At 52.6% G+C, this 15,835-nt stretch carries 17 protein-coding genes; 7 read left to right on the forward strand and 10 right to left on the reverse strand.

Going from position 1 to position 15,835, the window contains the following annotated elements; genetic code table 11:
* Nucleotides 1-56: 56 nt before the first annotated feature.
* Both ACTG3Z_RS12935 and ACTG3Z_RS12940 read right to left on the reverse strand, forming a co-directional pair.
* The gene (locus tag ACTG3Z_RS12935; protein ID WP_439143478.1) at nt 57-2,465 is read right to left on the reverse strand and encodes an Ig-like domain-containing protein; all 2,409 of its coding nucleotides are present in this window, start codon (nt 2,463-2,465) and stop codon (nt 57-59) included.
* A 230-nt stretch (nt 2,466-2,695) separates the two neighbouring features.
* Nucleotides 2,696-3,844 carry an MFS transporter gene (locus ACTG3Z_RS12940; protein ID WP_439143479.1) on the reverse strand — a complete coding sequence of 383 codons (1,149 nt, stop codon included), beginning with the start codon at nt 3,842-3,844 and terminating at the stop codon, nt 2,696-2,698.
* 137 nt (nt 3,845-3,981) lie between these two features.
* On the opposite strand from ACTG3Z_RS12940, the gene ACTG3Z_RS12945 reads away from it, so the two are divergent.
* The 7 genes from ACTG3Z_RS12945 (at nt 3,982) to ACTG3Z_RS12975 (ending at nt 9,463) form a co-directional block, all read left to right on the forward strand.
* Entirely contained in the window at nt 3,982-4,632 is a 651-nt protein-coding gene (locus tag ACTG3Z_RS12945) for a 50S ribosomal protein L25/general stress protein Ctc (protein ID WP_439143480.1), read from the forward strand.
* A gap of 91 nt (nt 4,633-4,723) precedes the next feature.
* The gene (gene pth / locus ACTG3Z_RS12950; protein ID WP_439143481.1) at nt 4,724-5,407 is read left to right on the forward strand and encodes an aminoacyl-tRNA hydrolase; all 684 of its coding nucleotides are present in this window, start codon (nt 4,724-4,726) and stop codon (nt 5,405-5,407) included.
* Nucleotides 5,408-5,851: 444 nt separating this feature from the next.
* Nucleotides 5,852-7,018 carry a serine hydrolase domain-containing protein gene (locus tag ACTG3Z_RS12955; protein WP_439143482.1) on the forward strand — a complete coding sequence of 389 codons (1,167 nt, stop codon included), beginning with the start codon at nt 5,852-5,854 and terminating at the stop codon, nt 7,016-7,018.
* Nucleotides 7,019-7,399, forward strand: a complete 381-nt coding sequence (locus tag ACTG3Z_RS12960) for a DUF2237 family protein (RefSeq protein ID WP_439143483.1) — start codon at nt 7,019-7,021, stop codon at nt 7,397-7,399.
* A gap of 169 nt (nt 7,400-7,568) precedes the next feature.
* Nucleotides 7,569-8,117 (forward strand): tetratricopeptide repeat protein, encoded by a 549-nt coding sequence (locus ACTG3Z_RS12965; protein WP_439143484.1) that lies wholly within the window; start codon nt 7,569-7,571, stop codon nt 8,115-8,117.
* A 66-nt stretch (nt 8,118-8,183) separates the two neighbouring features.
* On the forward strand, nt 8,184-8,684 hold the full coding sequence (locus ACTG3Z_RS12970; protein ID WP_439143485.1) for an RNA polymerase sigma factor: 501 nt from the start codon (nt 8,184-8,186) through the stop codon (nt 8,682-8,684).
* Nucleotides 8,681-9,463 (forward strand): hypothetical protein, encoded by a 783-nt coding sequence (locus ACTG3Z_RS12975; RefSeq protein ID WP_439143486.1) that lies wholly within the window; start codon nt 8,681-8,683, stop codon nt 9,461-9,463. Before ACTG3Z_RS12970 ends, ACTG3Z_RS12975 begins: the two co-directional genes overlap by 4 nt.
* A 74-nt stretch (nt 9,464-9,537) precedes the next feature.
* Here ACTG3Z_RS12975 and trpB read toward each other — a convergent pair whose 3' ends face one another.
* From trpB to ACTG3Z_RS13015, 8 genes are all read right to left on the reverse strand, one after another.
* On the reverse strand, nt 9,538-10,785 hold the full coding sequence (trpB, locus tag ACTG3Z_RS12980) for a tryptophan synthase subunit beta (RefSeq protein WP_439143487.1): 1,248 nt from the start codon (nt 10,783-10,785) through the stop codon (nt 9,538-9,540).
* Between the two features lie 74 nt (nt 10,786-10,859).
* Complete coding sequence (locus ACTG3Z_RS12985) at nt 10,860-11,543, reverse strand: phosphoribosylanthranilate isomerase (RefSeq protein ID WP_439143488.1); 684 nt, start codon at nt 11,541-11,543, stop codon at nt 10,860-10,862.
* 6 nt (nt 11,544-11,549) lie between these two features.
* A complete protein-coding gene (locus ACTG3Z_RS12990) occupies nt 11,550-11,900 on the reverse strand; it encodes a lipopolysaccharide assembly protein LapA domain-containing protein (RefSeq protein WP_375266963.1) in 351 nt (116 codons plus the stop codon).
* A 3-nt stretch (nt 11,901-11,903) separates the two neighbouring features.
* On the reverse strand, nt 11,904-12,185 hold the full coding sequence (ihfB, locus tag ACTG3Z_RS12995) for an integration host factor subunit beta (protein WP_293451532.1): 282 nt from the start codon (nt 12,183-12,185) through the stop codon (nt 11,904-11,906).
* A gap of 235 nt (nt 12,186-12,420) precedes the next feature.
* Entirely contained in the window at nt 12,421-13,308 is an 888-nt protein-coding gene (locus ACTG3Z_RS13000) for an amidohydrolase family protein (protein ID WP_439143489.1), read from the reverse strand.
* Nucleotides 13,305-14,360, reverse strand: coding sequence for a 4-oxalomesaconate tautomerase (locus ACTG3Z_RS13005; protein ID WP_439143490.1), 1,056 nt, complete (start codon nt 14,358-14,360; stop codon nt 13,305-13,307). Before ACTG3Z_RS13005 ends, ACTG3Z_RS13000 begins: the two co-directional genes overlap by 4 nt.
* The gene (gene ligK, locus ACTG3Z_RS13010; RefSeq protein ID WP_439143491.1) at nt 14,353-15,045 is read right to left on the reverse strand and encodes a 4-carboxy-4-hydroxy-2-oxoadipate aldolase/oxaloacetate decarboxylase; all 693 of its coding nucleotides are present in this window, start codon (nt 15,043-15,045) and stop codon (nt 14,353-14,355) included. Before ligK ends, ACTG3Z_RS13005 begins: the two co-directional genes overlap by 8 nt.
* Complete coding sequence (locus tag ACTG3Z_RS13015; RefSeq protein WP_439143492.1) at nt 15,042-15,779, reverse strand: PIG-L deacetylase family protein; 738 nt, start codon at nt 15,777-15,779, stop codon at nt 15,042-15,044. Before ACTG3Z_RS13015 ends, ligK begins: the two co-directional genes overlap by 4 nt.
* Nucleotides 15,780-15,835: the final 56 nt, after the last annotated feature.

Genomic DNA, 15,835 nt, shown 5'->3' on the forward strand with positions numbered 1-15,835 from the left:
TAAATGTTTGTGCCACGATGAAAGAGAGGCGCACGTAGCGCAAGGGCTTAGCAGTGTTAGCTGACAAACAAATCTTCGTCTTCTTCGTCCATTGCAATCGCAAACGCTTCTTCATCAGAACGTGCAGATACATAGTCACTAAAGAGCGCACCAATTGGGTCGCTTGCAACATCCCCTATCGGAAGGACTTCGCCATCAGTATCAGGACCGGACCAGGTTACATTCAAGAATTGGCTGCCTTCAGTATCCATATAGCGCACATCAATCGTATGCTGCCCCGCGAGCAGGAAGATGGAGTTACTTTGCGACAAACCCTCGTCAGCCTCATCGGTGTAGACTACAGGCAAGCCACTGATTGACACCATTGCTTGGTCATCTGCGCTCAGACCAATTTCATACAGACCAGACGTCTCAACAGAGATTTGCGTCAGGAATTGAACGCTGCCCTCACTCGGTCCTCCAGCCAACAATTCGTCGTCTTGCGATGCAAGCGTCACACCATTGGTGATTTGGGACACGCCCGCATGATTAGCAAAGTCTACCTCAAACAGCGAATCCGCCGTTGTTTCAATCGCCGTCGCAGCAAAAGCAGTTTGCGCCGTCACACTCGGCGTTTCTTCTGGCGCTTCCTCGGGAACTTCAGGGGTTTCAGGCGCGGGAGGTGCTTCCACAACAGGCGGACCTTTTGGTGCCTCAGGCGTTTCTTCCGCTGACTCCTCTGGGCGCTCCTCTTCAATTGGCTCTTCAGGAACCTCCGGCTCCACGGGGAGAGGTGTCTCTTCAACCATCTCTTCTTGAGGCAATGCGCCAACAAATGGGACGACGGCATCCCCGGTCGACGGACCAGACCAGTTAAGGTTCAACGATTGCTCACCGTCAATCTCGATATACTGGACTTCGATCTCGTGCTGGCCTTCGGAAAAATTCACCCAGCGCGACAGAAGATCACCGGGGTCTTGGTTCGTTGTATCCAGAATGACTTCGCCATCGAGCAATACGCGCGCATAGTCATCCGCAAGGAGCTGAACTTCGTGAAAGCCTGCCGCGGCCACATCGATCACAGAGACGTATTTGGACGCGAAATAGTCTTCGCCGGTTTCTGGCGCAAAGGCTCCACTCACCTCCAAATATTGCAAGGCATCTACCGTGTTTGTTGCGTCTGGTTCAGCGTCAAAATTTACATCGGACAAGGATGCGACGTCATCAGAAAGCTTGAAGTATGAAACAGCAAAACCTGAAGTGTCGGACCCCTCTATAACAGGTGGTTCGGCTTCTGGCTCTGGCTCTGGCTCTGGCTCTGGCTCTGGCTCTGGCTCTGGCTCTGGCTCTGGAATGGGTTCCACATCATTGACCAGTACGTCAACACGTCCTTCAACGACGCCACCCTCGCCGTCTTCAACGACGTACATAAAGCTGTCAGATCCAGCAAAACCTTCTTGCGGCGTATATACGACACGACCATCAACAATCTCTGTGCTGCCGCCGCTTGCCTCCCCAACGGATTGCAGTGTGAGCGTGTCACCATCCGCATCAGTATCATTGCCAAGGACATCAATTAGAATAACTTCGCCTTGCTCTAACTCTGCAAAATCATTTTCGACGCTTGGATCAGTATTGGGTACAACAACTGGGGGCGTTTCGTCGATTGGCGCTTCATCCCCCATGAGTTCGCCAATGCGTGTATTAATCGCGTCGTAATTATCCGCCACTAATGGGTTGATCACCTCGGGGACATCAAATCCAGCGGGTGGCGCTTCACCAAACACTTCGCGGTAGGTGATCATGCTGGCAAGAAAGTAGACCGTCTCTGTACCATGCGGCGCGCTGTCGACATAAAGATCATCAAGCGACAAGCCCTGCAAGGGACCGTTCAAGAACAATTCCGCCATAACAGACGCAACTGGTATCAGTTGTACGTCAGCCTCTGGAACCGCAGCGTTCAAACCTGCCGTGTAGTCCACGTACCAGTCATGGTACGCGCCGGTGTTGTATTCATGAAAATCTTCAAGCTGGCTGTCCGTGACTGGAAAGCCGTACAAGCTTCCTAAATCGCCCCAACCCTCATAGACAAAAAACTGCGCACCGGGCTGATCTGCAAGTGTGTCGCGCACAACATCGATTGATGCATCTAGGGGTGATCGGACGTCCCCGGGGTAGACAGCATCCGGTGCTAGACCTTGGATAAAGTTACCGGGGGTCAGAAGCACAGAGTCAAACGAGACTTCGTTAAATTGCGCGATGTCTGTGTCCCAGACACCCTCAACACCTTGAAAGCCCCATTCGTTGCTGGGCTCTTCACGATCCGCAAATTGACGTAGAAAGCCATAGCCGCCGTTTGCTGCATATGCGTTGCCAGCCGCATTGGAGAACTGGTTCATCCAATAAGGAACATTGCTTTGCGCAGATCCGCCCGCAAAGTTTACAAGGCTATTGCCATAAATAAACTGGTTTACTTCAACTGGCATCCGGTGTGTTCCCCACAAACATATCAAAAAGCTTTTTTGAAACGTAACGCGTACAAATTAACATCTCAGAACTATATATGTCGCCATCTGCCATAGTTTCAACACAATCGTCGGCGGCATTTCGCTAGTGAAGCTTAGGGTTTTTGCTTACTTTCCATGCATCTGCCCTAAAATTGCCTTATTGTCCGACGCTTGGGGTATCTCCACACCGCAAAAGCGTTTCAAGAAACTTACTGTTTCCTCAACCCAGGCGCGAGCACCGCACTCACAAGCAAGAGAATCACTGCAATCGCAGTGAAAGATGTGGCCAATCCAAACATCTCTGACAGCCCACCCATCAAAGGTGGCCCGACAAAGAAGCCAGTGTAGCCAATCACCGAAATACGCGTGATCACCACGGCCCGTTGTTGATTGCTGACCCGTTTGCCCACAGCCGAATACGCCATCGGTGCCATCACGGACACGCCAACGCCAAGAATTGCAAACCCAATGTACGCGATCGTTAGGCTTTCAGCCGCTGCGGCAATGAACAGCCCAATAGCCGCGACAACCGCGGCAATCTGCAACACGATCGTTTCGCGCACATGCGCCGCGATAAATTGGCCGGACATGCGGCCAACGCCCATGGTCAAGCCAAGGATTGCAGGCCCGAGCGCCCCTTGTGCGGCACTGCCACCCAGACCGCGCTCAAGATGCAAAGCAGACCAAGCTTCGGTTGCCTGCTCTGACATGAAGGCGATCAAAATGATCGTTCCGCCAAAAAACACCAACCCCGTGCGCACTTTCATCGACGCGCTGGTGTCGGATTCGTCAAAGCCGACGGCTTTGTGAAACATCATCGGGATCAGAAAGAAGACGCATAAGTTCATGATCAAGAAGACATAAAAAGGCGCGAGCCCCGCCTCCCGGAACAGGCCAGTGCTCAGGGCCGCACCTGCATAGGCGAATGAAAACAAAGCATGATTTAGGTTCATCAAGGATCGTTTTGTATCCGACTCAATGCCGCTGACACGCGTATTCATGATCACATCAAGCGCACCGGATCCCGAAGACGCCAGTAACATCGCAAGCGCAAACCAAACGGGCGTTGTGGCAAGACCTGGCAACAAAAACGCCAGCGCAACACACAACGCCGCGCCTTGCATGGCACGCGCACCCAGCTTGGAATCGATGCGCGGCGCGAGCCACATCGCCGCCAAAGTGCCTAGCGCGGCAAAGAACATCGCAAGCCCAAAGACCCCGTCACTTGCACCAATCGCGGCCTTTAAATCAGGCACCAACCCTGCGAAACTGCCCCAGAACAAACCGATGGTCACGAAGCCAGCAGCCGGAGCGCGAGAGGCACGCAAATCCTGATGTAAATCCTTTAAAAATCCCATGAGTGCGCTTTGCCTGCACCGTCTCATCATTGCAAGAAAAATAGGCTTCCCCTACTCACGATTCCCGTCTATACGCGCGGCTTCACGCGAGGTGACAGCCTTGGAGGCACTTCGCTCTTACATTTGGAGAATATAAAATGGCTGGAGAAATTCCTGATTTCCACGCTGAGGTCCGTACGGGGACAGGCAAGGGCGCCGCTCGTCAAGCACGTCGCGCGGGCATGGTACCTGGTATCGTATTTGGTGGTGACGCAGATCCGCTTCCCATCAACGTTCCTTTCAACGTTTTGCTTAAAGCCCTGAAAGCAGGCCGCTTTAAGTCCACGCTTTTGAACATGAAGGTAGAAGGCCACGACGACGTTCGTGTGATCTGCCGCGATGTTCAGCGTCACGTTGTCAAAGACTTGCCAACGCACGTCGATTTCATGCGTCTGCGCCGCACAACAAAAATCAACCTCTTCATTCCTGTTGAGTTCATCAACGAAGAAGAAGCACCGGGCATCAAGCGCGGCGGCGTTCTGACAACAGTACGTCCAGAGGTCGAGCTTGTTGTGACAGCGGGCGACATTCCTGAGAAGCTGGTTGTTGACATGACAGGTCTTGATGTTGGCGACACGATCAACATTTCCGACATCACATTGCCTGCTGGCGCAAAGCCAACAATCGATCGTGATTTCGTTGTTGCAAACATCTCTGCACCATCTGGTCTGAAATCTTCCGAAAACGAAGAAGACGAAGCAGTTGATGCGGCAGACGTTCCAACAACAGAGCAAGGCGACGACGCATAAGCGTTTCCCACTTGCGGATCGAATTAGAACGGGGCCTTTCACAGGCCCCGTTTTTCGTTGTAAACCAGCGGTGAAACAAGAGGATCACGCAATGCAGCTCTTTGTAGGTTTGGGGAACCCTGGTGCGAAATATGCCAAGAACCGCCATAACATCGGCTTTATGGTTCTGGATGAGATCGCGAGTGATCATGGTTTCACCCCTTGGAAAACGCAATTCCAAGGACAAGTCGCCGCAGGCACGCTTGGCTCTGAAAAAGTGCTTTTATTGAAGCCGTCCACTTTCATGAACCTCTCCGGTCAGTCGGTTGGCGAAGCCATGCGCTTTTTCAAAATGGCTCCCGAAGATGTGACGGTCTTTCACGATGAACTTGACCTTGCTCCAAGCAAGGTGCGCGTCAAAATGAGCGGTGGACATGCGGGTCACAATGGCCTGCGCTCAATCCATCAGCATATCGGCGAGCACTATCAACGCGTACGTCTCGGCATTGGACATCCAGGTCACAAGGATCGTGTTTCTGGTTATGTCTTGTCTGATTTCGCCAAAGCGGAAGCGGGCTGGCTCGATGATGTCAAACGCGGCTGTGCGGATGGCGCTGTTGAACTGGCGAAAGGCGATGGTGGACGCTTTTTGAATGCTGTGTCCTTACGCACTGCGCCCGCGCGATCGTCGAAGACGGCAAAGGCGGTTGAGACAAAGAAACCTGAAAAGCCCGAAGACACCGTTGCAGATACGCGCAGTGCTTTGCAAAAGTTGGCTGACCGCTTCAAACAATGATCGCTATCGCTGCAATAACTTATGTTATTGTAATAGCGCTTACCGTCGTGTTTCAAATTTCTTTGATTGCGGGCCCGCCTTGGGGCCGATTTACACAAGGTGGCGGACATAAGGGTCCTTTGCCAACGCCAAACAGAGTTGCCGCAGGACTGTCTATACTACTGTTAATAGCGATGGCCGCTGCAATCACATCCGCGGCTGGATTTTCACCGAAGTGGCCGATCTGGACAGGCTAGGTATGCTTGGCACTTCAATGCACATCCACTATTATGAATTGCATAACGCCGTCGCTCAAAGAACGAATGATCTTGGGGCCCGTGACGCTGCTCATGCTGCTATTGGCATAAATTGTCATGTTCTCCTAATTCCAGTCACAGCGCTCCTGCCAGAGATGTTTGCCTCTGAGCGCCTCCTATGCTTTGCTCTCTCCAAAGGGAGCCACACATGCGCCGTATCTTTAGAATCCTAACCCGCTTCTTCGGCGTTGTCCTTATAATCGCCATCGCCATTGGTATTTGGAAACGTGAAGAGATCAAGCGTTTGCTTGCAGTGAATTCACTCTTCTCCGAAGAAAAGATCATCAGCAACTTTTCTGGCATGAACAAAGCCTTCCTCTCCGCTGATGTCCCTCGTGGGGATGGGCCTGTCGCGGAATTGCCCAAGGGCGATGCGATGACACTTTCTTCTGAGGTCGAGCAATGGATCACCGATCGCACCATTACCTCCCTCGTGGTGCTCAAGGACGGCGCTTTGGTGCATGAAAGCTATTATCAAGACACCAGCGCTGACGATCTGCGCATCTCTTGGTCCGTTGCGAAAAGCTATCTGTCCGCGCTCTTTGGTGTCCTGCTGGAAGAAGGCGCAATTACGTCGATCGATGATCCCGTCACCAAATACGCGCCTTCCCTCAAAGGTGGCGCTTACGATGGGGCAAGCATCCGCAATGTGCTGAACATGGCCAGTGGTGTTACCTTTGATGAGGATTACCTCGATCAAAGCAGCGATATCAACAAAATGGGCCGTGTGCTGGCCTTGGGTGGCTCCATGGACGGGTTCGCGGCAGACCTGAATGAGACATTCGCGGACCCTGGAACCGATTGGCAGTATGTGTCCATCGACACGCACGTGATTTCCATGGTGATACGCGGCGCTACGAGCGAACAGATTGCACCGCTTTTATCTGAAAAGATCATCAAACCAATGGGACTTGAGGCGACCCCATACTACCTGACCGATGGCAATGGCATCGCCTTTGTCCTTGGGGGCTTGAACTTGCCCACGCGCGATTATGCTCGGATGGGGCAAATGTATCTGCAAAACGGCGCATATAACGGACAACAAATTGTTCCCGCGGATTGGGTCGCTGCGTCTACAATTCCCAGCGCGCCAACAAGTGAGGGTGAGTATGGATATGGCTATCAATGGTGGATGCCCAAAGATGGCCGGATCGGCGAATTCCTGGCGCGGGGTGTGTATGGTCAGTATATCTATATCAACCGACCTTTGGGTGTGGTGATTGCGTCTAATGCGGCGGATCGCGCATTTCGCACCAAAGGCGTGAGCGATTATAACGTAGAAATTTTCCGTAAGATTGCAGAAGGACTTCAGTAAATGCAAAAAGATCCAAGTCTAAATGTCCTTGGCGAAGAATTGGCCCTTTGCAGCACTGACCCGCACACTGGGTTCTTTCGGGACGGCTATTGCAACACATGTGACGCCGATCAAGGAAGCCATACAGTCGCGGCAATCCTGACCAAAGAATTTCTGGCCTACTCAAAATATGTAGGCAACGATCTAAGTACGCCGCGCCCCGGGTTTGGCTTTGTGGGCCTGAATGACGGCGATGCATGGTGCCTTTGCGCGGGTCGCTTTTTGCAAGCGCATGATGAGGGCTGCGCGCCGCTGGTAAATTTGTCCGCGACCCATCAACGCGCGCTTGATATTGTACCACTCGAGATACTTGAGATTTATGATCATACGGCGAAGTCATAACCACATTCAGCCCACAAGCGCGGGTAAGTTGAGCCAAAACTTGGTCCTTCGGAAAAAAATTCTAGATCTATCGAATAAGTTGAACCGCAAGGACGTTATCCTTGTGCAACCCCGAACAAGCGCGCTGCAAATCGCGTAACCCTCGGCACTTAACTATAGGAAATTGATCATGTTTAAATTCAATGTATTCTCTAGCGCACTTGTCGCTGCAAGCTTGATGGTCTCTGCGCCTGCCATATTGCACGCCGCTGGCGGTGATACACCGCCGACAAAAACGAACACGACAAAAAAGTGCACACAGGGCAAGGTCTATGACAAAGACACAAAGAAATGTCTGAAGGTCGAGAGCCATAACTTCACAGATGACCAGCTTTATCTTGCTGCGCGCGAAATGGCGTATGATGGTCAATATATGAACGCCTTGGCCGTTCTTGACGCTGCCGAGAACCAAGACGATCCACGGATCCTTAACTACCGTGGCTTCACAAATCGCAAACTTGGCAACCACGCAGTAGCGATGGAATTCTACGAAGCCGCACTAAGCATCGATCCGGACTATATTCTTGCACGTTCCTATATGGGCCAAGGTCTGCTTGCATATGGCGATGAGGATGGCGCGCGTTTGCAGCTTGCTGAAATTCGCGAGCGCGGTGGCCGCAATACATGGTCCTACACAGCGCTTCAGATGGCCCTGCGCGGCACGCCATCTAACTACTAAATCATCAGTTGCCAGCTTGGGCTTTAATTGCCTAGGCTGGCTTATGATACAGCGTAGGTCATCCGAGTGAGCGAAATCTCAAAAGGCTTAGTGCCATTGCTTCCTCGTTTGCGCCGTTTCGCGTGGTCTTTGACGCGTGACTGGCCTGATGCGGATGACCTTCTCCAAACGTCTTGCACCCGTGCTTTAAGCCGCGCTGACCAATGGCAAAAAGGAACGCGGCTCGATGCGTGGATGTATCGGCTCATGCGCAATATCTGGATTGATGAGACCCGCAAGCGCACTGTGCGCGTTGGGCAAGGTGTCGAGAACGCCGCTGATAGCGACACCCTTCTTACGAGCGGCGACAGCGAAACAACAGCTTATGCCAATCAAGTACTCACCCAGATCGCACTTTTACCAGAAGGCTTTAGTTCGGTGTTATTACTGGTCGCGGTCGAAGGGCATAGCTATGCTGAAACCGCCGAAATATTGGATATTCCAATTGGAACGGTTATGTCGCGCCTTTCCTCTGCACGCCAAAAACTGAAGGCCGCACTCGCAGATCAGAAAGGAGCCCGCAAATGACTGACCGAACTCCTATAAGCGACGACATCCTGATCATGCTTGGCGCCTATGTCGACGGTGCCTTGACCCAAGAAGAACGTACCATCGTTGAAGATATGACCGAAAAAGATCCCCGTATCTCCGAAGAACTCGAGGGCCTATTAGAACTCAACACCGATCTTCAGGATGTATTTGACGGGTTTTTGGCAAAGCCGGTCCCCGCCGAAATTGTCGCGTCTGCTCGTCCTCTTCCCGCCGCTTCGAACACAAACAAAGCGCCAATGCGCGCCCTCGCAGCGTCGCTTCTGATTGGAGCAGCGCTTGGCGCAGGTGGCATGTGGTTCAATCAGCAAAACAAACCGCCAGAGCAAATCGCCGCTGCCCGCAGCTGGCTCGGCGAGGTTGCAGAGTATCACCAAGTCTACGCCGTTCAAACCAGGCATTTGGTTGAGGTGCCCGCGAGTGAGCAGGATCACATCGAAAAATGGCTCAGCAAAGAGGTTGGCGTCGCCTTTAAAGTACCAGATCTGGAGACCGCAGGCTGGAGCTTCCAAGGTGCGCGCCTTTTGGTGGCGGCCGGTAAGCCTGTTGCTCAACTGATGTATAAAAACGCCGACGGCGCTGTGATTGCGATTTGCGGCCTCAAGAATATGTCTGGCACACCAGCGAGAACGGCACTTAAACAATTCGGCGACGTGCACATGGCGACGTGGAAAAGCGAAACTGGTAGTTTTGCGATTGTCGGCGATGCGCCCGAAGAGTTAGAGGCGCTCGCCGATCTTGCTACGCCATTGATCTAAATTGCTCCGGTAACATGAAAAAGGCACCCAAAACGGATGCCTTTCGCGTTTCGTAATTCGATCAGCGCTGCGTCTTACTCGAAAACACGTCCTTCAGAACCACTCATATCAAAGCCAAGGTGCTTGGCGACCGAGAAGATATCTTTGTCACCGCGCCCACACATGTTCATCACCAGCAAATGATCTTTTGGCAAATCGCCTGCGATCTTGGCGACGTGCGCCAAAGCGTGTGATGGTTCTAGCGCGGGGATGATACCTTCCAAAGAGCACGACAACTGGAATGCCTCAAGCGCTTCTTTATCGGTAATAGACACGTATTGAGCGCGGCCAATTTCGTGCAGCCACGCGTGCTCTGGCCCAATACCTGGATAGTCGAGACCTGCGGAAATCGAATAACCTTCAAGGATCTGACCATCGTCGTCTTGCAGTAAATATGTACGGTTTCCGTGCAGAACACCGGGGCGACCGCCTGTTAAAGATGCGCAATGCTCCATCTTCATGTTCACGCCTTTGCCACCGGCTTCAACACCGATGATGTTGACCGATTTGTCGTCAAGGAACGGAAAGAAAAGGCCCATGGCGTTTGAGCCGCCACCGATTGCCGCGATCAATGTGTCAGGCAAACGCCCTTCAGCTTCGTGCAGCTGTTCGCGTACTTCTTTACCGATGATGCTTTGGAAATCACGCACCATTGCAGGGTACGGATGCGGCCCTGCGACTGTGCCGATGCAGTAAAACGTATCGCGTACGTTGGTCACCCAATCACGCAGCGCGTCGTTCATCGCATCTTTCAAAGTGCCGCGGCCAGACGTTACAGGGATCACTTCCGCGCCCAAAAGGCGCATGCGGAAGACGTTGGGCGCTTGGCGCTCCACGTCATGTGCACCCATATAAACAATGCATTTCAGACCGAATTTGGCACAAACCGTCGCGGTTGCAACACCGTGCTGACCCGCGCCCGTTTCTGCGATGATACGTGTCTTTCCCATGCGGCGCGCAAGAATGATCTGACCAAGCACATTGTTAATCTTGTGCGCACCTGTGTGGTTCAGTTCATCGCGCTTGAGATAAATTTTTGCGCCACCAAAGTGCTCCGTCATACGTTCCGCAAAATAAAGCGGTGATGGGCGACCAACGTAGTGCGTCCAAAGGTCATGCATCTCTGCCCAAAAACTTTCGTCCGTCTTGGCTTTTTCGTATTCTTCCTCAAGTGACAGGATCAGTGGCATCAAGGTTTCAGACACGAAGCGTCCGCCAAAATCACCGAAATGGCCATTTTCATCAGGACCATTCATGAAGGAATTGAAAAGATCGTCAGCCATTGTCACATCTCCCGCAAAGCTCTGCTTTTGGTAGCGATTAGCGGCGAGCAGGTAAAGCGCAGAACGCTTCTCAATTAGCTTCGCGCACCCTCAATGAAGCGACGAATGCGCGCAGCATCTTTGACTCCGGGCGCGCTTTCAACGCCTGAGCTGACATCCACCTGCTGCGTGCCAGTCATGCGCACGGCTTCAGCCACGTTCTCGGGCGTTAAACCACCCGCAAGCATCCACGGCACGCTAAAGTCGCGACCAGCAATCAGACGCCAGTCAAACGCTAGCCCGTTGCCACCTGGCAAATCCGCGTTCTTGGGTGGTTTTGCATCAATCAAAAGCTGATCAGCGACAGTGCTATAAGACTCCAGCGCTGACAAATCGCTTTCGTCTGCGACGCCCACGGCTTTCATCACGGGCAGACCGTAGCGTTCTTTGATCTCAGCAACGCGCTCAGGAGTTTCTTTACCGTGAAGCTGCAAGATGTCCAAAGGAACTGCGCTTGTGATCTCATCAAGCTCTGCATCCGTGGCGTTCACAACCAAAGCCACCTTAGCGATGCCTATTGGCACCTCAATCGCAAGAGCACGTGCCTGAGAAACGCTAACATTGCGCGGGGATTTCTCGAAAAAGACAAAACCGACGTAATTCGCACCTGCAACAGCCGCTGCTTCAACGTCAGCAAGCGACGTCAAACCACAGATCTTGACAGATGTTTCGCCCAGACGCGAAGACGCTCCTACACCCGGAGCAACAAGAACAGGCATTTACGCTTAGCTCGCTTCATCCAAAAGCGCGAGCACGTCGTCCTTACCTTCATGCTTGTCTGCTTTGAGGCGCTTAATCTCGCGACGCATACGATCCATTTCACGGCGTTGCGCTGCGGCTTCTGCGCGTTGCTTATGCTCGCGGATCCATTCCCAAAGGAAACCAATCAACAAGCCGATCGCGACGCCACCAAAGATGACAACAAACAATGGAAGCGTGATTGCATAATCCATGCCTACCAATTGAGCCAAGTCTGTTGGCAACAATTCAAGCTGGACGCTTTCGCGATTTGCAAGTGACACACAAACGAGGATAACTGCAATAACAGCGAGCAAGGCATACTTAATATAGCGCATTGGTTACTTTCCGTTCAGCCGGTCTCTCAGGAGCTTGCCGGTCTTAAAGAAGGGGACATGTTTTTCTTCAACAGGTACAGATTCACCTGTGCGGGGGTTACGGCCAACACGTGCATCGCGTTTTTTGACAGAAAACGCGCCAAAGCCGCGTAGCTCAACGCGATCACCGCGCGCCATCGTATCTGTAATTTCTTCAAATACCGTATTAACAATACGCTCCACGTCACGTTGATAAAGATGTGGATTTTCGTCCGCCAATTTTTGGATCAATTCAGAGCGTATCATAGTCAACTTCCCCTAGTTATTCCGCCCAAACGTGCAAGAAAAGACGCGCCCTAACTATAAGAGATTTCACGCGACAGGGAAGCATGAAGTGTGTCTGAGCTGTAAAACACTGCCATAACACGCGCAATTTTGTCCTGTTAAGGCAAGGACTTGCCGCCAACATGTCTGTCGCGTCGAGAATAACCGCTGCAGGAGCGCGCAAAGGCGCACCCGATTCGCGGTGATAAATCAGAAATCACCCGCCCCAATACAAGCGCATCGGATTATCCACGAGCAACTTCATTTGTTGCGCTTCAGTCCGTGCGATGCGCGGAATGTAATCTACCAGCGCTCCGTCATCTGGCATATGCGATTTCATGTTTGGATGCGGCCAATCCGTCCCCCAAAGAACGCGATCTTCAAAACGATCTACGATGGCTTGGTAATACGGGACAACATCATCATAGGGCGCCCCCGCTTGGGTCAGACGTTCGGGACAGGTCACTTTCGTCCAGATATTTTCATTCTCTGCCATCAACTTCACAAAGCGCTCAAAGTCTGGATGATCCACGCCCTTACTCACATCTGGGCGGCCCATGTGATCGACAACAATAATGCCGGGAAGTTGCTTGAGGAACGGCTCAAGCTCTTCAAGGTCCGCCGCTTCAAAATACACAACGATTGACCAGCCGAATTCTTGAATTTTCTCAGCTATTTCGATGAAAACTTCTTTCGGCGTCGCATCCACCAGGCGTTTCACAAAGTTGAAACGCACGCCACGCACACCAGCGTCATGCATCTCTGCAAGCTCTTCTCGTGTAATATCAACGCCAACGCTCGCAACGCCGCGAGCAAGGTCGCCTGCGCAGCGGCACGCATCGACCATAGCGCTATTGTCTTTGCCGTGACACGTGGCTTGCACAATCACATTACGTGCGAACCCGAGATGATCGCGCAAAGCGTATAGTTGATCTTTGCCAGCATTGCATGGGGTGTACTTACGCTCGGGCGCGAACGGAAACTCAGGGGACGGTCCAAAGACATGGCAATGTGCATCCACAGCGCCTGCTGGGAGTTTAAAGTCAGGCACTTTGGGATCGGGGTGAAACTCCAACCAATCAGCATCCATCTTTTGTTCAGTCATACGAATATCTCCCCATCCATCAGTTTGCGCGTCGTGCGCAGGATTGCCGCGTCTTTTACAGCGCCATTTGGTTCCAACGTGGCAACGACTGTCATTTCACCGCTCGGGTGCTCTACTGACAAAGTGCGCTCAAACCCCTCTCCGCGCTGCGCCAAGTCATGGGCTGGCGAACCTTCGATCAAGCAAGCCGTTGCAACGCTAACTGCACCTAGCACACCGATCGTTTTGTGACACCGATGCGGTATGAACGTGCGTGTGCTGATCGCCCCACCCGCCTTCGGGGCACTGACCATCGTCATTTTGGGCACGGACTTTTCGCTCACATCACCAAGGTTCATGAGTGGGCCACACGCTAGCCTGATCGCTTCAAGCTTTGCGCGCAATTGGGTGTTTGCTTCAAGATCTGCAGGAGTTTCATCCCCACTAATTCCCATATCCGCCGCACGCATGACCACACAGGGCATGCCGTTGTCGATCATCGTAAGCTCAACACCCTCAATAACGTCCGTTGCATTTCCAGTCGGCAAAAGCGCCCCACAAGACGAACCTGCCGTGTCTTTGAACGTCAAAGGAACCGCAGCCGATCCACCGGGAACACCATCAATCTGCGCGTCGCCTTTGTACGAGACTGTCCCATTAGGTGTTGCGATCCGTGCAACTGCCGCCTGGCCCGTGTTTTCCATATAAATGGCGACGGGCGTTTCTTTTCTGTTCGCCGTAACCAAGCCGCGCTCAATCGAAAACGCGCCAACACCAGCAAGGATATTCCCGCAATTTTGTGCATCAGTCACAATGGGTTGATCCACAAAGACCTGTAGGAACAGATAATCCACATCAATCCCTTCGCGCGCCGACTTGGACACGACGGCCACTTTCGATGTCAGCGGATCCGCTCCACCCATTCCGTCAATCTGACGCACATCGGGCGAACCCATCGCGCGCAACAACACTGCGTCGCGCGCTTCAATGTCATCGGGCAAATCGTCCTTCAGGAAATAACCGCCTTTGGACGTTCCCCCACGCAGCCACATACAGCGAATGCCGTCAGACATATTTGAGGCCCTTTTCAGCCAAACGTCCGCGCATGTTGTAAATGTCGAGACCCAGCTCACCCGCTTCAAACTTCGCGCGCTTCTCGCCCTCATTTGCTTCACGTGCGAGGGATTTTTCAAGTACGTCCGCCGCTTCTTCGCGGCGCACTATGCAGACACCGTCATCATCTGCGACGATAATATCACCCGGGTTCACAAGTGCATCCGCACACACCACCGGCACATTAACCGAGCCAAGCGTTTCTTTGATCGTGCCTTGAGCATGCACTGCTTTCGACCACACTGGAAAATTCATTTCAGTCAGATCTGCGATATCGCGCACACCTGCATCAATGATCAATCCACGACAGCCCCGTGCCATCGCGGAGGTCGCAAGAAGATCGCCGAAATACCCTGCATTGGACGGCGTCGTCGTGCCCAACAGCATGATGTCCCCCTCTTTCAACTGTTCAATCGCCACGTGGATCATCCAATTATCACAGGGCGGCGCGAGGATCGTGACCGCAGATCCTGCAATTCGAGCACCAGAATAAATTGGGCGCATGTAATCTGCCAACAAACCCTTGCGACCTTGCGCTTCGTGCACAGTCGCTACACCGCATTTCGCCAAACCATCGATAATCGCTTGATCCGCGCGCTCAATGTTCTGGACGACGACGCCAGTTGTCCCTGCCTGAATGCTCATTCCAGTTCATCCACTGTGCGTGGGAAGATCGTCTCGAACCCTTCTGCATATTTTGCGACGCGTCCGCCTGCCATACCGCCAGAGTTGCGGCGGAAGTGGTTCGCGCGGTTTTCAGCGACGTTCTTGTAGAAGTTCCACAGGTGCTCTTGACCCTGCATACATTGGATCGCAGCCCATTTTTTATCCCAGACTTCAGTGATGTCGAGGAACGTGGTTGGCTTCCATTCCATTTGCTCGGTCTGATGCGGCTCAAAGAGGTAGAGCTGCGGTGCACCAAGAACCTTTTGACCGGGGTTATGACCCCAGGCCTGTGCAATCATCCGGCATTCAAGCGCGAACTGGGTCGTGTTCATATGGTCCGTATTATACGGGTCCCACTTAGAGTGAGACATCATGAATTTTGGCTGAATTTCGCGAATAACATCGACCATGCGGTCTTGAGTTTGGCGTCCCAGATCAAGTGGATAATCCCCAACATCAAAGAAACGGATGTCGTTCACACCAAGTGCTGTCGCTGCGTTTTCTGCCTCTTTGCGGCGCTCTGTCTTTACTTTTTCGAGGGTCATGCCCTCTTGCTTCCAAAGTTTCGCACTTTCGCCGCGCTCACCATAAGACAGGCACACGACAGTTACTTCGTAACCCTTGGCTTGGTGCAGAGCGATGGCACCACCAGCGCGCCAAACAAAGTCCGCGGAATGGGCGCTGATGACCAGCGCTGTTTTCTTGTCTGACATATGTAAGACCCCTCTTGAGTGTTTGATATTGGTCGCTTCGACCGTTGGCGCAAACT

The sequence above is a fragment of the Planktotalea sp. genome, from assembly GCF_965659345.1.
Taxonomy (GTDB): domain Bacteria; phylum Pseudomonadota; class Alphaproteobacteria; order Rhodobacterales; family Rhodobacteraceae; genus Planktotalea.